This is a genomic window from Mucilaginibacter sp. OAE612, assembly GCF_041806395.1.
Lineage (GTDB): Bacteria > Bacteroidota > Bacteroidia > Sphingobacteriales > Sphingobacteriaceae > Mucilaginibacter > Mucilaginibacter rubeus.
The window spans coordinates 4,124,327-4,144,271 of sequence record NZ_JBGMUW010000001.1; the positions used below are offsets into that span (position 1 = coordinate 4,124,327).

Here is a 19,945-nt window from a genome sequence, read left to right on the forward strand (position 1 = left end):
ATGATCAAAAACCTTATCTCTTTATTGTTGCTCATTGTATCCGTATCATTAAGCTTTAAACATGCCTGGGATACGGCGCATTACCAAGGCAACCCGGAATCTTTCAAAATGATGGAAAGCCTGGGCATTAGCATATCCATGATCCCGGTCTTCGTAATTTTGGCCGTTATGACAGGCATACTTTTGCTGCTCCCAAAAACATTTTTTATTGGAAACATGCTCAACGCGATGACCATCATCCTGGTCATAGGGCTGGCATTACGAGCAGGAAATATCAGAATGACCCTGATCGAGATTCCGTTCCTGTTCATGCCATTAATAATGATATGGTTGAAATATCCTTTCAAAAATTAAACTAACTTGCCATATGCCAAACGCTCAGCCATACAGGATCAGTTCTATCACCGAGATACACCGGCTCATGGCACTGCCCAAACCGCAACATCCGCTGATCAGTATCGTTGACCTGAAAGGCCTGAAAAATGATCACGACATTAATGCTGTTGTATTTGACCTGTACGTGATCTCGATGAAAAGAGGCTGCGACAACCTCATCTACGGGCAGCAGAAATATGATTTTGACGAAGGCTTAATGGCCTTTTTATCACCCGGTCAGCTCTTACGGGGAGATGAGAACGGGATACCTGCCAGCCTGGAAGGCTGGATGCTTTTCGTTCACCCGGATTTTTTATGGAACACATCGCTTGCATCCAAAATCAAGAGATACGATTACTTCGGGTATGCTACCCATGAAGCTTTATTCCTGTCTGACAAAGAAGAATCGGTTATCAATGACCTGGTTAGAAATATCAGGAACGAATATCATTCCAACATTGACAAATTCAGCCAGGATATTATTATCGCCAACCTGGAAACGCTGCTGAACTATGCGGAACGCTTTTACCAGCGCCAGTTTATTACCCGTAAGATCACCAATCATAAGATACTGGAGAAGGTTGAGAACCTGTTAAAGGACTACCTTAGCGATGAAGCTTTGCTATCCAAAAGCGCACCGACCGTGCAATACCTCGCTGACACGCTGAACGTTTCACCAAAATACCTGAGCAGCCTGTTAAAACAGCTCACGGGGCAGACTACCCAGCAGGTCATCCACGAGAAAATGATCGAGAAAGCCAAAGAGCAATTATCGACCACGATGTTATCGGTAAGTGAGATCGCCTATAGTCTCGGATTCGAACATTCCCAGTCTTTCAGCAAGTTGTTCAAAAGCAAAACCAAGCAATCGCCGCTGGAGTTCAGGGCTTCGTTCAACTGAGATCAAAAAAACTCTTCAACTACCTGAACTTTATTCCGGCAATGACTGGCGACCTTTGTGTTATGGAAGAGATCAAATTTCCCGATATCAAACCAGGTCAGGGACCTGTGGTGATGCTGAACCTGATAAAGTTTAAAGACAAGAAAGTCTATTTCGAAGACTACATCCCAGCCTTTGGGCAAGTAGTACAGCAGTTGGGTATTGAAGGTGTTAATGTGAGGTTTGTAAGCGAAGTGATAGCAAACATAGTTGCCGATGAGGATGAACAATGGGACGAGGTTGTACTTGTTGAATATCCAAGTGCCGAAGCGTTCATGACCATTGCGCAAAGCGGGGTTTACCAAACTATAGCAAACCCGCTCCGCTTGGCCGGCACCGCGGAACTTAAACTGATCATGACCCGGCAAATTGACTTTTAAAAGTTATACTTGCGCAATGTCTCCACTTATCCTGCGTAATTTCGCGTTGCACGTCGTACTTGCTCCTGAGGAAGAGGAGCAGGTACTTGCATTGATGCATCATAAAACCGCCAGGAAGCGGGAGCTGTTAGTCTCTCCCGGGGAAACAGAACGGCACATTTACTTTGTTGAGGAAGGGTGCTTGCGGATGTTTCATACTGATACGGATGGCCAGGAACATAACCTTTGCTTTTATCCGGAGAATTGGTGGGCTTGCGATAACGTAAGCTTTTTCAAGAGGAAACCTGCAACCCATACCATACAAGCGCTGGAAGATTCAGCGCTATGTTATTTTACCTTGCCAGATCTGGAAGATCTTTTCAACCGCGTTCCAAAACTGGAGCGGTTCTTCCGGATTCTGATCCAGAACGGGTTTGACATGTTCCAGCGACGGCTCACGTCCAGTCTTTCACTGACAGCAGAACAGCGATACCTTGAATTTCGCAGGCATTATCCCGGGCTTGAGCAGCGGATCAATCAAAAACATATTGCCAGCTATCTGGGGATCACCGCCGCCTTCCTCAGTATGATGCGGAAGGAAAAAGACCTTTAAGATATCTATGGACAATTCAATTCCCCCGTAATCGATCCCGGTATTGTACCAGCGATAGATTGGTGCGCTGCTTAAAAAGTCTATTGAACGATTGTGGATGTTCAAAACCCAGCCGGTAAGCGATCTCGGCCGTAGTAAGGCCGGTTTGGTTCAACAGCACTTTTGCTTTATCGGTCAATGCTAAATGAATGTGCTGCTGTGTGGTTTTTCCGGTCAGAGACTTAAGCATAGCGGAAAGGTAATGCTGCCGGTAAACTTTTGCATAAGCTTCCTGCTTTAAAAAACATGCAAGTCAGACTTGTGGCCAGTTCCAGGATTGTCCCGATAATGGCTGAGATTTTCGATACAAATTTACCCTTCAAACTTTTAACGGACGTTGATGTATATCAACAAACGTAAAAATCCGCGTATTTCAATAAAAGGGGTCATCTAATTGTCAGCGAAGCCCGCAATCATCCATTTCTTAAAGTTTCTGTTAAACGACATGATATCTTACTCGGTTCAAAACAGGATAAGGCTGCGCTTTTATACGATAACTCTTCTCCTGTTTCTGAGCTGTTTGAAAAGTCTTTTTTGTCCGTTGGAACACTATAATTTCGACTTCAGCCTGCTCAGCCCTTCCTGCGTTATGTTCAGGTAATTAGCCACCAGCCGGTTAGGCAACCGTCTGACGATTTCCGGGTTTTCCTTCAGCAAGGCAAGTTAACGTTCTGTGGCATCATTGGTGATAAAACGCATCAGCCTGTTCGTGTTGATCACATAAGCATATTCAGCTGATGGCGGTAGAATTTTTCCTATACAGGGAGCGTATCTACCAAAAATCCGTCCTGTCCATATACAGCAGTTCTGTCTTGAGCACGGCTTCCATGTATTCTTTAGAAGGCTTCTGTGTAATAAAGGAAACCATGGAAGCCGAAGAGTCATTTTCAAATATGATCCGCCGGGTAAAAGTGCAAGGCTAATTTTACGAAATAAATGACCAACATGGGTTAAATGGTATGTCGACGGCGACGCCGTCATTTATGTTGAGCAGATCTGTTCAACATAAATGTCGACCTTGGAGGCGGCGAAATCATCGCCCTTTCCCCGATACCATTAAGCCCTGGCGTTTTTTGCAACGATCGAAAATGCTAATCAGTGCACCTTACCGGCTGCCGTATAAAGGAGATAATTAAGTTTCCGAAGGAAAGGTTTTCGTTAACACCAAAGCAATAAATCTGTATAAAAAAAAGGAGAGTCAACCAACTCTCCTTTTTTATGGCAATCATTATCTGTTAACTGCCTCATCCTATAAAGAACTCCGGGTTGATGCTCTTTTGTGTCTTATGTCTCTTCGTAGCCTTCGCCATAAAATATAGATTCGTTGATTTGCAGCAACTTCAGCAGTTTATGCAAAGTGCCGATATTCAGATTTTTGCCTTTTTCATAGTCACCATACTGGGACCGGTTAAGATCGTGTGCGTAAGAAAACTTATCGTAGTCGCTGAAGCCCCGAAGCTTTCTGAAATGCTTCAGACGCCGGCCTACTTTTTTGTAGTATTCCGACTGATCTTCGTCGATTAGCTTTTTCCTTCCCGCGCACATAGGGCAAAGAAACCGAAATACCTGTTTTAATCTTACCTATTATATTATACCTATTATAATAGGCATTATATAAATTATGCTTAAATTGCGATTCATATCCAGGCATGGAAGATCAGCAGGTTTTACAACAATCACTCGAAGTGCTGGGGCTCAGTCCCCGGTTCGTCGTTACTTCAAAAGAAATGGGATGTCGGACAATGGCTGAGATTATTGACTGCGGACTACCGGCATTGCAACAAAAAAAAGAGTTTAATTACCACTGGCTTGCTGAATTGAGCGAATACCTTAGCGACAAAGGATTGTTACACTTATTACAGCCACTACCGGGAAGTAAGAAAGTTTAATAAATTCGGCCATCTGTAACAGCAGCTCCATTACTTTTTTCGCGGTATTTTGGGTGATACCATATAACTCCTTACTTAAACTATCCGGGGATATATTTTCTTGTTTGATGGTACTGTAATTAAACGCGGCAGATTTAAATATTTGGGTAAGATTGGAAGTGGCATAAATACCGGCTTCATAAAAAACGTGGATCAGACAAGCCAATTGCGGAACAGAAAGCCGAAGGCCGACCTTCCCCGGCCAGGCATCAGGAATGCTGACTTTGTTTTTCTCCAATGCAGCCTCCATTAACACAGCTTCCTCTGTCATCCAGCCTTTTAACATCACTAATATAGGCGCTAAGTTTTGATCATAAATACAACGGAGAGAGCTTCCGTTAAGCTGAATTTCTGCGGCTTTTTGCTTGAGCACTTGAATACGTTCCGGTTCAGCAAAGGCGGCCAGTTCGGCATTGGTCCTATTTTTCAGGTAGACAAAAAAATCAAGATGATTAAAATTCAGATGGATCAGTACTTCTGAAATGCTTTGGTTTATACCTTCCTTACCGGACATTTTTAGCTTAACAGCTAGTTCATTCAGCAGTTTATTGGCAAAGATAAATTCACCTAAAGATAAACAACCGCCCATTATTGCGTCCAGTATGCCGGAAAAGTATTTCTTAAGACATTTGCGGAGTGCGTCATCAACAGGAAATCTGTTAAGCACATTTTTGATTGAACTTTGCTGTTCTTTTATATCGGAAAATTTAAACGACAGGTAAGCAGCTGGTAACAGTCTTTCCCAATCGAGGTACTTTTTAAAGAACAGCAGCAGATGGTCCATCAGGGCCAACAGTTGCGAAATCTCAGTCGCTGTTAGTTGGGAGTTGCTTAATAAATCACGTAGAAGATCGAAGTGGTAGTTAAAATAACGACTTAAGGCCTCGTCGGTGGCATCGGAAAATACCGCATCGGCCCAGCCTTCGCGCACCTGCTCACAGAGTTGGCTGAAGCATAAAAAATCAGGGCCCGCGGAATTCCCTGAACTGCAATCTGAGATGGAAGTTGCGCTTGAAGGCAACTTTGTACTTTCCATCACTGATACCAATTCATTTTTGAGCGGGCCCATAAGGTTACTTTTTCTAAGCAATTAATGCGTCGTTGTAAGGACAGTCGTGCAAGTCGTTGTCGGATCACTAGCAGTCGAGGTTTCCAACCCATTACTGATTGGCTTGCTGTTGTAATTGTAGAACTTCACCACGCCTTTTTTAGGCAACTTGTTTTTATTTGTTTTCATATTATATTTTTTTTTCTATATTACAATAATATCACAGTGATCGCAATTCGCTACGCAAACGACAGTATTAGGCATGTAAACGTTAAACCAGGTCGGGGAACTGCACGCTTCAAACCAATTATTTCAATGCGTAAAATCATCGTTCATATAACTGGCTGGTTAGTTTTCGCCGTCTACGAGCAGGCCTTCGTTTGGTTTTTAAATAACAAATCAGGGCTTTCATTTTCTTACCTTTATTATTTCCTTTGCAATATTGGCTTGTTTTATATGTATATTTACATATTAAATAAGATGAGTCACGGGCCTCGCAGACGAAGATATACTGAACGCTTTATTTCGGTCCTCGGAGCGGTTGTATTCTTCCTCCTATTGAAATCCGCCGGGGAATATTTTTTTGATGCTGCAAAAACTCACATCAACAATTCAGCACTGTTCCGCAAGTATATCATATTGGATCTTTTTCGAAATGTGTACTTTTTGGGGCTCGGCACCCTGTACTGGTCAGCAAGCGGTTTTTCACGCCTTGAAAAAGAGGCCGCAGAAACGACGATACAATTAGGTAATACCCGAAACGCTTTGTTACAACAACGGATCAATCCGCACCTGGTCTTTAATGCACTTAACTTTGTCCATTACAGCGTTTATAAACATTCGGAAAAAGCCGCCGATGTTATCTACCGGCTTACTGAGATACTCCGCTTCAGCATATCTGCGTCTCAATTAGATATTAAAGTAGCATTAAGTCATGAAGTAGAGCAGATCAACAATCTGATCATGATCAACCGGGCAAGATTTGATTATCCGCTCAATATCCGGTTCGATTATAAAAGTGACACTAAAACATATTCCATCATACCTTTTGTCCTGCTCACGCTGACCGAAAATATTTTCAAACATGGTATTCTGAAAGATGAAGACATTTTTATCAGTCTGTCCGTGACGGCATCAGGTTACTTGACATTTGAAACAAGGAACAAAAAGTCCTACCAGGGAAACGCATATCTGAAAGAAGGCACCGGCCTGCACAACACACGGTTACGGTTAGCATACGCTTATCCCTCCCACCGACTGCACATTGACGACACGCTGCCAAACTTTTTTCAACTTTCTTTACAAATTCAATTATGAACATCTCCATTTTTATAGTCGATGACGAGTATCATGCCGTAGAACAACTCAAAGGATACGTTCTGAATACACCCGGTCTGATATTGGCCGGAACATCCGGTGACCCTTTAGAGGCCCTGGAAAGAATAACCGCCATAAAGCCTGAAGTAACATTCCTCGATATTGGCATGCCGGTCATGAACGGGTTAACACTGGCCAAACTGATCCGCAATGTTACCAGAATTGTTTTTACCACCTCTTACAGGGAATACGGCCCCGAATCTTATGACTTAAAGGCCGATGATTATCTGCTCAAGCCGATCACTTTTGAGCGTTTTCTGGAATGCATCCACAGCATCCGAACCGACGCGATATCCGAAACCATGTCAACCAATAACAGCTTTTCCTTTTTTGTAAAGACCGAAGCAAAAGGCAAACTGCAAAGGATTATCGCTCAGGATATTCTGTTTATTGAAGCAGACGGCAATTACGTAAAAATATACCTTTCAGGACAAGTCATCTCTGCTTATCTTACCCTTCGCGAAATCATGGAGAAATTACCCCACAACATGTTCCTGAGAATACACCGGTCCTTTATTATTAACCCCGCCAGGATAAAGTCTATTGAAGCCGGCCAAGTGTTCCTGGAACAGGATCATATCGTACCTATCGGTCGTGATTACAAAAAAGCCTTTTTGCAAAACATCAGCGATCCCGTGTTTTCAAGTTACCGGGAACAGTGATATTATTTGGTGCCATCCCGTTTTCGTACCACCAGGGAAGATACATATTTCCGGAGGCAAAAGTAAACGAGTCCTTCCTGCTGCCGTTGCCGGAAAGAAAAGAAACGGTTAAGGTGCATATGTACAAGATCTGCCAGCAACCGTTCCTGCCGTGCCTGTTCCCAATTTTTACACAATTTCCTGAAATGCTCCAGCATCTGCAACATCCGTCCGGTTCCGGCGGCCGACAATTCAGCTTCTAACGGTCCGTCTTCCAGCATGCGGGTAAGATCTCTGGCGAGTTGTCTGTATTTGCCATCCATCCCGACCAACAGTGTTTTATCTGCGTCAAACTCACGGCGAAACCCGGCATCCGCAACCGTGAGAAAGGTTTCAAACTGCTTTAGATCCTGGAAGAATGCCCCGCACATTCTATAAACCAAAATTATCGGCAGGAGCTCATCTGCTCTGGCATCCAGGTGCTCTTTCATTCCGAGATAGTTAATCACCCACTCGCTTGAAGCAAAGAAAAATGCCTCCACCTCTCCGATTATTTCAGGGCCGTAGCGTTCCAGTTCCCGGATATAGGTTTCTGTACGAAGTTCCTTTACCATCGGGCTGTATATTTCTTTGGAGAAACCGGCATGAAATGCGGAAAGTAGACGGCCGGTATCTTCGGAATTTACTTTAAACCTCAGGCGGATGTGGTGATCCGGGTCATAGTAACGGACAAAAAACCATTGATCGATAATAGCTTCATTTTTACGGATGACGGGAACCACAACCCCTGTCAATAACTGATCAGCGCTCCTTTCTGTGCATGCCATCCGTATATAGAGCCACCCGCTGCCCGGCATAAACCGCCGTTGCGGCAGTTTCATTCGAACTGGATAGCTTCGTGACAGACAGCTGTATACAGGCATAGGATTGACCAATACAGCGATGCTTTGCGCGGCGAATGAATCCGATCCGTCCGAAACCGTTGCACCTGGGTGCAGAAATTCATGCAGCACGGTTCTGCCGGCTCCCCGGAGACAATCCAGAAAAAAAACTGCTTCTGAATCATTGACCAGATCGAAGACCAATTGCTGATCCGTTCCTCCAAGGGAGACAAAAGCCGGAATCCCTCTTTCCTGCCGAAACTGATGTAACCGGCCAAGGGAAACCGGTTTGTCCGAAAGGAACCTGATATCCTCGCCGCTCAAGATCCATTTTGCTAATGAAAAAATACAGCGCCGGAATTCAACCCGCGGGTAAAATGGCAATCCGGGAAAAAGCTTCTCCGGGTCGAAATTAAAATTTACCTGCAGCCCCTGAAACTGAAGATGGGCAAGCAGCCGGAAAACTGGTGTTTCATTATGATGATAGTTATAGGCAGTCGGTAGCCGGGGGATTAAGCGCTTTCCCAGGGACACCGATTCCAGGATAAGCTCATCCCCCTGAACAGACAGCAGGAGATCTGCTGGAAGCACTATCCCGGCTGCTTTAGCCGTGGGATATCCGGATAATGCTATGACGTGATCGTATATTTGCACCCTTCTGTTGATGTTATCTACATGCTCATGGGATAACTGGTGCAGTTCAGCGAACAAAATATCCGGGTTCGCATTTTTTTCCGCCAGGGCGATTTGCCTGCAGAAAGCACTCAATTCGCCTGTAAAAACCGAAAACCGGCCAGTTAGTGCGGTAGCACTTGCTCCGCCGACATTATCCAGCACTAATTGGTCTCCCGCCCTGCTGTATAATACCGACAGGGAGGGCGGCATCTTCAGGCGTCTTTCTTCAGCGCTCACCGGGAAGCTCAAATCTTCTTGGCGAAGAACTACTTTATCCCATTCCCCCCTTTTCCTGTCCTGTAACCATATCCTGAGAAAAAGTTGCCTTACCGCATCCCAATCATGACTGGCAACCGTCTTGTTACTTGCCGGAAAGCTCAAACCTGCGAGCAAACCATTACCCGCTGCCTCATTATGGAGACCGTCGTAACTAATCCCGGTATCCGGGTCCAGCGCCTCCAATAATGGCACCCGCCGGCCTTCAAAGCGGCGCTTAAATGCGGTTATAAAATCCTGCATCGCGGGCGGGTTAAACGGCCGAACGAGCCTTGCCAGAAATCCGATAGCTTGCCCGAGTTCGTGCTGCTGCCATTCTCCTATACCGCCCGTTTTCAGGGCCCGCCCCACACCCGCATAGAACAGGTCTGCACCGCCGTTTATCCCGGAGACCATATTCAATTCACGCAACTTCGCCGCACGCTCCGCAATAGCCGGTGCCGCGGGTATAACGACTGATCTTTGCTCCTCCCAAAATTTCGCAGCCAGCTCGGGATCAGTTCTGTTTCTGTCCATCAACTCATTTTCAAGCAATGACCCGTCAAATTCAGAAAGCAACACCTGCTCATCGATCAGAAAAGCAACATAAGTTACCGCATCGTCAACGCTGCATCCCGAACGTTCCATAAGCAAAGTGACCAGTTCGGAACGCTTAAGGGGACTCCCGGCCGCCCACTGTATCAGGTAATTATTCAGAGGCTCCGCTGCTATTCCCTGCATGGAAAAGTCAAGTTTCCCATTGGCGCCCGCCCGGGAGACGGTGTACCGCCAGAAATTTCCCTGCCGGTACAATGACGGGTTACTGCAGATCATGAAATCCCCGGAGCTTTCTTTTAATACAGCATTTCTCGCCTGCAACCATTTCCAGGAAGGCAGTACATAAAGAACAGCTTTTTTTTCAAGTACAAGCCCGTCTGTTGCTGACCAACCGGCCATTGTACATGACGCAAACGCGCCAAAAGGCGTACAACGAAAAGACATCCGGTTATAATACTTATACAGCGTAAACCGCTCCTTCTCCGATAAAAGGTTGAAGTCAAACCCTTTCTTTTCCAATTCCCGGTGATAAACAGGACTGGCCAGCCAGACCGCGTCCCGGAAGGCGGGATCGCTGAGCACCCGGGATACTTTCCCCAGGTCATAATTTTCAAAACTATAGAACGGTGCCCGTAAAAACACCCGGTCAAAAAAATTATAATACTCAATTACAGCCATATACATTATTAAAAAAGGGTATGCAACCCATTTACCACTGTTTTACTATTTCGGTCGTCCCGTACTTTGTTCCAGACAATCACCGGAACATGAAAACAACCATTCAATCCTTGCTTATTTCACTGCTGATCATGCTGTTTATCTATGCTGCTTTAAGTAAGCTGCTGACCTTTTCAGACTTCAGGCAGCAGTTATACAATCAGAACTTCTCACACGGTTTTGCGGCATTCCTAACTTATTTCCTGCCTGGCGCCGAGATCATAACTGCCGGCTTTCTTTGCTTTAAGCGGACGGTACTGGCCGGGCTTTTTCTCTCGGCAATACTGCTTGTTGCCTTCACGGGTTACATTTCCCTGGTGATGCTGCATTACTGGGACCGCATGCCTTGTTCCTGCGGCGGTATCCTGAGCCACATGTCCTGGACAGCGCATCTCATTTTCAACTGGTTTTTCCTGATTTTGAACCTGATCGCCATATACCTGCAACTTCCTGAACGAAAGCAACAGCCTCTATTAACTGACTGATCCAAACAGGGGAAAGCCGAAAACCTGCGAAAAGAGTAGGCAACCATTTCTTAACCAAAGTTTTTCTGAATGCTTTTTGATCCAATAAAGCGTTCCCACATCATGAAAGGCATGAAATTAAACCTCGCCGCCATCGCGGTATTATTAGGCACCGGTGCCGCATTCGCCACTTCCGCAAAACCTGCCAATGTAAAATGGCACCTGACCGCCAGCGGCTACCAACAGGTAACAGGTACTTACCGTTGTATCACTTCATCCAACATTTGTACCGTCACCTACCCTGCCGGACAGGACCCGAACCTGGACCCAAGCAACCCTGTCAGCCAGGAAACCGGCACTTTCCAATAATGCCTGCCCTTCCTGATCCAGACCGGCCCCGCGCCGGTCTTTTTTTATCTTTCGTTCTGCGCGATCCCGCTAATCGTAATTTCCTGCGCGGGGATCGGGAACACATAACGCGGATCCCCGGGCGCCAGACTGTAATCCTGTCCCCCGTGCAGATGGACCAGTGTTTTTGCAAAGCCCGGTTCCCTGTTCAGCCGCTTCAGGTCCTCCCAGCGCAGGCCCCGGCAGGCCAGTTCCTTTCGCCGCTCCGACAATACCAGGCTCAATACATTCCCGGCATTCCCTGTGGTATAGGGGATATACGTACCCGTCTTCCATCTGGCCATGAGCAGGGTATTGAGGTCCGCGAGTGCCGATGCACCATCGCCGGCTCTTGCCGAACACTCTGCCCTGATCAGGTAAAGCTCATCTGTAGCGAAACCGCCGAACAGGTCATACCCCGACCCGGTATACCTTCCCTTAAAATAATTGACCTCCCCTCCGCTGAAAAAGATACTTTTCCGCAGATCGTTATCCCCGTAAAGGGCGTACAGTTCCGGGGATACAATGGTATTGCTGGCAATGCTGTACTCATAGGCGGCATTCCTGGTGTACAGGATGACCTCGGCATTGCTGACCGCCGGGGAATTCGGAAACGGCATATCCGCCGATTCATCCAGCGTATTGTAATCGATCAGTTCCGGGTGCAGCTTCAGTGCCGAAGTCGCCCAGGCTAATGCTTTATCGTATTGCCCCATCTGGAGATAAACCCGGGCGAGGAGGGCCTGTGCCGCAGCTTTGACCGGCCGGCTCTGGTACGGCGCAGTAAGCGGCAGCAGCGCCTCCGCTTCCGCAAGGTCTTTAAGCACCTGGTCATAAACCTGCGCTACGCTCGCCCGTCCGGGTTTGTCGTTGACATCTGAGCGCAGCCGTAATATCACCCCGGGATCGATGGTGGCAGTAGCCGGGTCATAGGCTTTGGCAAAATCCTGGACCAGGTTGAAATAAGCAAAAGCCCGGTAAAACAGCGCCTCTCCCCTGACCTTTCTGGCATCAGCCGGCGAACTGCCGTTAACCGCAGGCAGCCCGTCCAGGATAATGTTCGTGTAAAACACCTGCTGATAGGGCAGGTTCCATTCGTAACCCTGCTCGCCGCCGTAAAGGTCTTTTGCCCATAAATAGCAATTCTTTTCCGTCGTATTGCCGAAACCGTCCAGCAATTCGTCCGGGATCGCCAGTTCATCACCCGAGATGACATTCAAGCCCGGGCTGACATTAAACACATTAAAATTATCCAGCAAGGACTGGAAGTCCGCCGGCGTTTTGGGTACCAGTAAAGACTTATCCGGCTTTTTACCGAGGTAGCCTTTCTGGCAGGACGCCAGCATGACTGCAAGCAGTACGATATATAATCCATTGATGCTGTTGGTCGTCATTCTTTTCATGTCCTGTCTTGTTAAAAATCTGCTTTAATACCCAGGGCTACCGTTTTCACCGGCGGGTAGGCAGCCGACGCATAGTCCGGGTCAAATTTTGTTTTGGTCGCCTTCCAGAATATCCCCAGGTTATTGGCATATACATACACCTGCAGCTGACGGAAGGGCGAGCCTTTCCAGGCCGACCGGTCCAGCGTGTAACTGAAGCTCAGGTCCTGCAGGCGGATATGGTCCCCTTTTTCCACCAGCGCAGCGGAATAGTTATAAAAATTATCCCTGGAGGCATTCAGCCCGGAAGGCATGGAGGGCACATTGGTATGCCGTTCGTCACCCGGCTTTTGCCAGCGGTCAGCATACCGGCCAAAGAAATAACCCTGTCCCGTAAGGATACTGTTATAAGCGATCCCCTGCTGCCGGAAATAATAACCGAAGCGGTAGCTGATATTCACCGACAGCGAAAAACGCCGGAAAGAAAAGGTATTGCGCAGGGCACCATAGGTTGTCGGCCTTGCCGGGCCATTGTACTGCAGACTGTCTGCCGTTGCCGAATTAATGAGCTGCGCGTAGTTCTTGCTCACCTGACCGCCAATATAACCCTGCGGGTCGCCGGTCTGCGGGTCGAGGCCGGCCCATTTATAACTGTACAGCGCATAGAACGGCCTGCCGTTCACCGGGAATACCTGGCTGTCGCCCAGCGTGGAGATCCGGCTGGCTGCCTGCTGAAAAGCGTATCCCGTCACCTCGTCGGTCACATGGCTGAACAATAAAGTTGTCTGCCATTTAAAAGCGCCGCTGAGGTTATGCGTATTGATCGTCAGGTCGATGCCCCGGCCTTTCGTGTTGGCGGTATTGCCGCGAAAAGTCGTGACACCGGTAGAGGGCGCAAAAGCGATATCGCCGATCAGGTCGCTTCCCCTTTTCCAGTAAGGTTCGATGGTGCCGCTGATCCGGTTCCCTGCCGTCTCAAAATCCAGCCCGGCATTGATCACCCGGACACGTTCCCAGCGCAGGTCCGGGTTGGGCGGGTTGCGCACTTCGGCATAGATCGTATTGATCGGGTTACCGTCCAGGTATTGCGCGGTCGTATAAGCGGACAGCGATTTGTTGACATTCCCGTTATAGCCATAGGTTGCCCGCAGTTTTAAATAGGGAAGCCAGTCCAGTTTATAAAAATCCTCCTTATCCATGTTCCAGCTGATCCCTGCTGAGTACAGGGGTACCCCCTGCTGGTTGGCGTTCACCCCGAACAGGTTGCTCCGGTCGAGCCGCGCACTGGCCGAAACCGTATATTTATAAGCATAGGTATAGGCTGCGTTGGCGTAATAGGAAATGTTCCGGTCTGTCAGGTCCGACAGGCTGTTGTAATAAGGTACGGCCACCGCGTTACCCGGTGCCGGGTATTGCGGAAACTGGGTGACATAATCGACCGGCAGCGCCGTGGCATGTTCATTGTCATAACCATAGGAGCGGTTATTATTGGTCACCGTATGAAAATCCCGCAGTTCGTAACCCGCGATAGCGCTCAGCCCGTGCTTGTCCTGCCAGTTCCTGTTAAAATTCAGCTGTGCCCGGAAACTCTGGTTGGTTGCCGAAGTATTCGCGAGGTCAAGGATGCCGCCTTTGGGGATACCGTAGCTCAGTGCTCCGGCATCATCCGCCTGGGTATAGCTGTTCACCAGGTCACGGGCATAATAAGTCCCTTCCCCCTGCAGGATCCTGCCGGTGGTCATGGTATGCCCGTACTGGTACAATACAGACGCAGACAGATCTGTTGTGATCTTATAGCTCAAGGTCGTGTTCAGGCGGTAGTCGGTCACTTTGACTGTGTTGTCCGCCAGCCGCAGTTCTTCCAGCGGGCGGTAAGCCCAGTCCAGCAGGCCTGCCTGTTCCGCACTATTGATAAATACCTGCCGGTGGTCATGGGCGATGGCCAGCGGGTTACCTGCGGCATCTGCCAGCTGCGCATAAGGATACAACGAAGCGCCGTTACCGGTTTTCAGCCCGATCAGTCCGGTACCGGCATTGCCTTGCTGCTTATTGCTTTCCGTCAGGTAGAACGCCGTTGTCAGTTCCAGCTTCCTTTTGAGCATGGACACCGTCTGGCTGGTGTTCAGCGTATAACGCTGATAGCCGTTGGCCGTTAAGTTATCCCGGTTAAGGTCATAACCGCCCCCGATATAAAAACGCTGGTTCTCCCCGCCACCGCTCAGGTTGAGCGCATACTGCTGATTGATGCTTTTCTGGTAAAAGTATTTACCGAAATCGTTCCGCACATCCAGTCCGCGCAAGGCGTCCACCTGGTTGTTAACCTCATCAGCGCTCAGCTTACCATCCCTGCCCGCGATCAGCAGCTCCACCACGGGCGTCAGCGCCGGGTGGTTATAACCGTTCTCCTGGCTTTTGTAGTAGCCTTTGGCGAACAGCATTTTCTCCACATCGATAAAATCCGAAGAAGACATCCGCGGCTGGTAAAAGGCATCCGGCTCCCCGCCTACTGTGGTATTGGCGTTAAAGGACACCCGCAGCGGCTGTTTGAACGCCGCCTTTTTCGTGGTGATCACGATCACGCCGTTCCCTGCCCGTGATCCCCAGATCGAGGCTGCGGCGGCATCTTTGAGCACGGTGATGCTCTCCACATCATTCGGGTTGATATTGCTGATATCCCCGTCATAAGGGAAATTGTCGATGACGATCAAAGGGTTCGCGTTCCCGTAGATGGTGTTCTGCCCGCGGATGCTGATCAGGTTGCCGCCGGCCGATTTGTTTTTGTTAAATACCAGGCCCGGCGTGACGTCCTCCAGCCGGTCGAGGACACCGGTGCTCACCCGCCGGTTAAGCAGCTTATTGTCCACCTGCACGAAAGAGCCGGTCGCCCGTTCGGCAGGGATGGACTGGTAGCCGGTGGAAACGACAACTTCTTTCAATTCGGCAGCCATCGGCCGCAGCACGATCAGCAGCGGGCCTGCAGCCCCTGCGCTCACGCTGATCTCCTGCGGGATATAACCGACATAAGAGACCAGCAGCACGGTTTTACCGGATAACCGGATGGCAAAGTTCCCGGCGGTATCCGTTAGGCTCATCAAGGTTCCTCCTTTCACCCATACGGTGGCTCCCTGCAGCGGCGAACCCGCTTCAGAAACGACCCGTCCCCTGACCGTACCTTCCTGCGCGCAAGCTTTCAGCGGCAGGAAAAACGCCCCCACTAAAAAAATGAAAAACAAAACCACAAGTACAGGAAAGACCGGGGACCGGCGATGGACAAAGTCAGCTACAGTTCGTAAACGTTTAATTTTCATGATTGGCTGGGTTTAGGTGGATCATCATGGTTTAAGGGCAGCGGCATCCCGGATAACGAGCATTTCGAGATTGGCGGGCTTTTCCTCAAAACGGAGGTCATATTTCGCCAGTTCGCTGTTCAGCTCCGACAGGTTCGACAGGTCACCGCTCAACTCGATGTCGGCCTTGCCGGTATAACCCGTTTCATCTACCAGCGGGAGCGGGTTAAACTGCAAAGGCAGCTGCATCCGGCTCATAAAAACACGCAGGTAACAGTTCTCAAACTTTGCACCGAAAGCATCCTGTACCACGGCAGGCTTGCCCCCTGCAGATTTCAGCTTGTCTGCAGCGGACGTTCTGACCAGTGCCAGGCATTTGACATGTCTTTTTTCAAGCGAGGCGCTATAAGCCCTGAAATAACTGTCCAGCCGTTTCCGCAAAATGTTATACGCATTGGCCCTGGCGCTATCGGGCAATACAAGTTCCATGCAGTAGGCATGTCCCTGTTTCAGCCAGTCGAGGAAGCTGTCGCCATGCAGTTTTTCTGCGGATACCACGGAGGTATCGGCCAGTTCCAGCACCGTCTCTTTCTTTTGCTTGGCATAAGCCAGCCTGTACAGCTCCGGCAAGGTATTGTTCCGGGCCGTTATCCGCCTGTCGGCACCGTTACCCGGGATCATGGTATCGTTATAGAAACCCCGGCCCGCCCCTTCCTTATAGCCGGAGATGGCAAAGGAAACGCCGGGCTCCGATCCGTCACTTGCTGAAAAAAGACGCGAACCCTGGTCATAGGTCATCGCCTCGTCCTTTTTCATCCGTACGCCAGGGTCTTTACCGGCAAGCAGGCGTTCGATCACCGTGCCAACTAACGCATCCTGATCGGTAATCGCTTTCACAGTTCCCTCAGCGCCGATCCAGACCAGGTGCGGCAATACCGAATGCGGGAACAATCTGACCAACAGCGTATCGCCGGTAAGTACCGGTAATTGCTCTTTACGCCCCTTCTGTTTTTCCAGCTTCGCCAGGAAAGTTTCCACCGCTGTTTTATGCTGGTAGGCCACCGGAAGAAACTGTACTTTCCCGGCATATACCGCCTGCAGCGAATCCATTTTAGGCATCATGGACACGCAGGGGCCGCACCAGGTAGCCCAGAAATCCAACACCAGCAGTTTACCTTTAAACGCCGACAGGTCTTTCCCCGATAAGCCCGCACCATTGATCAAACCGGACAGTGCCACTGGTGGCACTTTATCCCCAATTTTCAGCGGAACTACCATGCCGGCACCCGCCTTTATATCCGTATTTTCCTGTGCCCCCGCTCCGAAAAAAAAGTAAAGCAAGGCCAGGAAGCAAAAAAATCGCTTCATTTTAAATCACATTAAAAAATAAATTATTTAACCAGAACAAACCGGCAAAGCCGGATCACTAACCCGCATTATGCGGATCATCATCATCATCGTCACCACTGCTTCCACCCTTTCCACTAAGACCAACATCCCCCCTTCTCCCGCAGATCACACAGCGGCCGCTTGTTTTAATTTGCAGATCGTAAATACCATTGACCAGGCTGATCAGCCCATCAAAAAGCATGGCTACATCCTCAATATCAGGCAGCGCTTTGCCCGTTGTGGAACCCGATGCCAGGGCAAACCCGCGAAAGGCCTCCCACAGCCCTACCCTCACTTCTTCAGGCCGAAACTTTCAAAAAATACGCGAACCGCCTGCTCCGGCGTCCGCACACCCATATCTTTCAAATCCACAACTATAGCACCCATATACGACCAGGAAATAAACCATAAACTAACGACATAGCACAACCCTTCCGGTGAAAAACCTGTGGTTTCACGGTCAGGCAAAAAGAAAGAAAACGGCAGCCGGTTTTGATTAACTATTAACGGAGCTGCCGTTTTCGGTATTTAAGTTGGGCTTTTAATTATCGTTGCATGAAGATTCTTGGAGAGATTCGAAGCTTCAATTTCGCGAAGTTGCAAATGCAATCTGTGATATAATCGATTCGTCCTGAAATGACAAATTTCAACAGACGAAAAAAAACTATATTTCACATTAGTAGTCATTTGCATATGAATACTAAAATACAGTATAAATTATAAATAAATAATAATTACGAGTTGACTTATACTGTTTTTTGGTTGACTTTTAATATCTTTACCAATATTTGAAATCAATTTACCATGGAACACAGTGATCAAACTAAACATCTCGGTTATAAGATATCAATGATTCGATCATTGAGAGGAATAAAGCAAGAAGCATTGGCATTGGAAGTAGGTATTAGTCAGCAAGAAGTTTCTCAAATAGAACAAACTGGACATGTAGACGCCGAAATCCTTAATAAAATAGCAATTGCACTGCGAGTTAGCCCCGATGCAATTGAAAGCTTTGATGATAATTTAGCAATTTATACCATCAACAATAATGTAGAGAATAATACATTCGCTGATTCTTCAATCGCGATCCAGCAAGAATTCAATCCAATCGAAAAAATTATCGAATTGTATGAACGACTACTTGCAAGTGAAAAAGAAAAGGCTAAACTGATCGAAACTAAATTATAAAATTAGTTATGGAAATAATATCCAATACAATTACTCTTCATAAAGGCAGGAAGATAGAGCGAGTACGGAAACTGCGTGGTATGACGCAGTCCGATTTGGGCGAAAAATTAGGAGGTATAAGCAAGCAAGCTGTATCGAAAATAGAACAATCAGAAGACATCGACGATGAAAGATTAAAGGATATAGCCTTTGCTTTAGGCGTCACTTTTGACGGATTGAAAAACTTCAATGAAGAAAAAGTACTCTATAATACTATAAATTTCTATGAGAATAGCGGCGTCGCGGCAACAACAGTTAGTGCTAATGTCGAAAATGTTATCAATAATCCATTAAAGGAAGTGATTGAATTATATGAAAAACAACTTTCTACTATTCAAAGCAAAATAGATGAGGCACTTAAGCGAAAGGATTAACTATAGTTGTTGAAAAAATAATTGTGTGATTCATAGAGATCATTTCCATAACTTTATGTTGGAACAGGAAACGCCAGGCTGATTAAGCCTGGCGTTTCTTTTATGTGTTTCCTGTAAAAAGTATGCAGCAACAATAATTCAGTTGAGATAGTTTTATGATGCTATGCATCAATTCGTTTAACGCCTTCCATTGTGCCCTGAACTGCAACATAGCTAGCGGGACTTTCCGCAATAAATCATGCTGTGCTTGTGCGATGTTTACAGCATTGATTATTTTATCCATATTCACATATGATAATTATTAGTTATCCCTTATTGGTTTGCTAAATTTATGGAATGTTTGCGACATCTTCTAATTTATTAGGGCACTTACGATAATGTTCAGTTATCTTTATTGCCCCATCGTGATACGCATAGGGATGATTGGGATAATAGAATGTAAATATCCGCGTGTAGCACCTAATGTTCCCTTAACATGTTTGGTGAAACGCTAGCCAGCCGTTTTCGGTATCTTCGGGTCAACGATGATAATAATCAAATTCTCATTGCTTTCGAACAGACATACTAATTCACAAATTGCTCAATATCTTCCTGATGCAGGGATATTGCTTTCAAAGGACTTTACTTCAAAAAGCCATTCTTCACTGCTGTCATCGGTAAGGTCTATCCAGTTATTGTAATTGTTGTCCTAGGGTATGTTCTTTTTATTTGTCGTTGATATATTGCAAATAACTGTTTTGCATTATATTGTAAATCCGCCTAACTACAAAGCGGGATGGTTCACCCCTTGTAATAATCATTCTCATCTTTAATGTTAGCACTACCTTAGTCATTTTTTGCAGCGATGGCAATCCTTTTTCAGAGTGCAAGTACGTCGAAAATAATGGCACCTGCTGATTATGTGGCTTAAAGTATGCCATTAAGAATATTTTGAACTATCTTATATGAATATTAAGTGAACCCTTACATTGTAGCATTAATGATTGGGTCGTTCCAACTATAATATAATCAGTTAAACTTTCCGAAATT

The 19,945-nt window shown here is 47.1% G+C and carries 17 protein-coding genes and 1 pseudogene; 10 read left to right on the top strand and 8 right to left on the bottom strand.

What is annotated here, in order from left to right:
- From ABID99_RS17240 to ABID99_RS17255, 4 genes are all read left to right on the top strand, one after another.
- A complete protein-coding gene (locus ABID99_RS17240) occupies positions 1–354 on the top strand; it encodes a hypothetical protein (protein ID WP_176628211.1) in 354 nt (117 codons plus the stop codon).
- 13 nt (positions 355–367) lie between these two features.
- Positions 368–1,276 carry a helix-turn-helix domain-containing protein gene (locus tag ABID99_RS17245; RefSeq protein WP_373614512.1) on the top strand — a complete coding sequence of 303 codons (909 nt, stop codon included), beginning with the start codon at positions 368–370 and terminating at the stop codon, positions 1,274–1,276.
- A 62-nt stretch (positions 1,277–1,338) separates the two neighbouring features.
- Positions 1,339–1,695 carry a DUF1330 domain-containing protein gene (locus tag ABID99_RS17250; RefSeq protein WP_176628209.1) on the top strand — a complete coding sequence of 119 codons (357 nt, stop codon included), beginning with the start codon at positions 1,339–1,341 and terminating at the stop codon, positions 1,693–1,695.
- Between the two features lie 16 nt (positions 1,696–1,711).
- The gene (locus ABID99_RS17255; protein ID WP_176628208.1) at positions 1,712–2,287 is read left to right on the top strand and encodes a Crp/Fnr family transcriptional regulator; all 576 of its coding nucleotides are present in this window, start codon (positions 1,712–1,714) and stop codon (positions 2,285–2,287) included.
- Positions 2,288–2,303: 16 nt separating this feature from the next.
- Here ABID99_RS17255 and ABID99_RS17260 read toward each other — a convergent pair.
- From ABID99_RS17260 to ABID99_RS17270, 3 genes and pseudogenes are all read right to left on the bottom strand, one after another.
- Positions 2,304–2,522, bottom strand: a pseudogene (locus tag ABID99_RS17260) (helix-turn-helix domain-containing protein); the annotation flags it as partial.
- A gap of 1,088 nt (positions 2,523–3,610) precedes the next feature.
- Entirely contained in the window at positions 3,611–3,871 is a 261-nt protein-coding gene (locus ABID99_RS17265) for a helix-turn-helix domain-containing protein (protein ID WP_373614513.1), read from the bottom strand.
- 285 nt (positions 3,872–4,156) lie between these two features.
- Positions 4,157–5,323, bottom strand: coding sequence for a hypothetical protein (locus ABID99_RS17270; protein ID WP_373614514.1), 1,167 nt, complete (start codon positions 5,321–5,323; stop codon positions 4,157–4,159).
- A 294-nt stretch (positions 5,324–5,617) separates the two neighbouring features.
- Here ABID99_RS17270 and ABID99_RS17275 point away from each other — a divergent pair, with 294 nt between their 5' ends.
- Positions 5,618–6,619, top strand: coding sequence for a sensor histidine kinase (locus tag ABID99_RS17275; RefSeq protein ID WP_373614515.1), 1,002 nt, complete (start codon positions 5,618–5,620; stop codon positions 6,617–6,619).
- Positions 6,616–7,341, top strand: a complete 726-nt coding sequence (locus tag ABID99_RS17280; protein ID WP_373614517.1) for a LytR/AlgR family response regulator transcription factor — start codon at positions 6,616–6,618, stop codon at positions 7,339–7,341. Before ABID99_RS17275 ends, ABID99_RS17280 begins: the two co-directional genes overlap by 4 nt.
- A gap of 2 nt (positions 7,342–7,343) precedes the next feature.
- On the opposite strand, the gene ABID99_RS17285 is transcribed toward ABID99_RS17280, so the two are convergent.
- Complete coding sequence (locus ABID99_RS17285; RefSeq protein WP_373614518.1) at positions 7,344–10,367, bottom strand: lantibiotic dehydratase; 3,024 nt, start codon at positions 10,365–10,367, stop codon at positions 7,344–7,346.
- Positions 10,368–10,456: 89 nt separating this feature from the next.
- Here ABID99_RS17285 and ABID99_RS17290 point away from each other — a divergent pair, with 89 nt between their 5' ends.
- On the top strand, positions 10,457–10,891 hold the full coding sequence (locus ABID99_RS17290) for a MauE/DoxX family redox-associated membrane protein (protein ID WP_373614519.1): 435 nt from the start codon (positions 10,457–10,459) through the stop codon (positions 10,889–10,891).
- Between the two features lie 111 nt (positions 10,892–11,002).
- The gene (locus ABID99_RS17295; protein ID WP_373614521.1) at positions 11,003–11,239 is read left to right on the top strand and encodes a DUF6520 family protein; all 237 of its coding nucleotides are present in this window, start codon (positions 11,003–11,005) and stop codon (positions 11,237–11,239) included.
- 44 nt (positions 11,240–11,283) lie between these two features.
- Here the strand turns inward: ABID99_RS17295 and ABID99_RS17300 are convergent, their stop codons facing one another.
- Genes ABID99_RS17300 through ABID99_RS17315 form a run of 4 tightly spaced genes read right to left on the bottom strand, consistent with a single transcriptional unit; the run spans position 11,284 to position 17,610 of the window.
- On the bottom strand, positions 11,284–12,660 hold the full coding sequence (locus ABID99_RS17300) for a RagB/SusD family nutrient uptake outer membrane protein (protein WP_373614522.1): 1,377 nt from the start codon (positions 12,658–12,660) through the stop codon (positions 11,284–11,286).
- A gap of 11 nt (positions 12,661–12,671) precedes the next feature.
- A complete protein-coding gene (locus ABID99_RS17305; RefSeq protein ID WP_373614523.1) occupies positions 12,672–15,947 on the bottom strand; it encodes a SusC/RagA family TonB-linked outer membrane protein in 3,276 nt (1,091 codons plus the stop codon).
- Between the two features lie 24 nt (positions 15,948–15,971).
- Complete coding sequence (locus tag ABID99_RS17310; protein ID WP_373614525.1) at positions 15,972–17,294, bottom strand: TlpA family protein disulfide reductase; 1,323 nt, start codon at positions 17,292–17,294, stop codon at positions 15,972–15,974.
- Positions 17,295–17,352: 58 nt separating this feature from the next.
- A complete protein-coding gene (locus ABID99_RS17315) occupies positions 17,353–17,610 on the bottom strand; it encodes a hypothetical protein (RefSeq protein WP_373614526.1) in 258 nt (85 codons plus the stop codon).
- A 509-nt stretch (positions 17,611–18,119) separates the two neighbouring features.
- On the opposite strand from ABID99_RS17315, the gene ABID99_RS17320 reads away from it, so the two are divergent.
- Positions 18,120–18,503 carry a helix-turn-helix domain-containing protein gene (locus ABID99_RS17320; RefSeq protein ID WP_373614527.1) on the top strand — a complete coding sequence of 128 codons (384 nt, stop codon included), beginning with the start codon at positions 18,120–18,122 and terminating at the stop codon, positions 18,501–18,503.
- Positions 18,504–18,511: 8 nt separating this feature from the next.
- Positions 18,512–18,916, top strand: coding sequence for a helix-turn-helix domain-containing protein (locus ABID99_RS17325; RefSeq protein WP_373614528.1), 405 nt, complete (start codon positions 18,512–18,514; stop codon positions 18,914–18,916).
- Positions 18,917–19,945 lie beyond the last annotated feature (1,029 nt).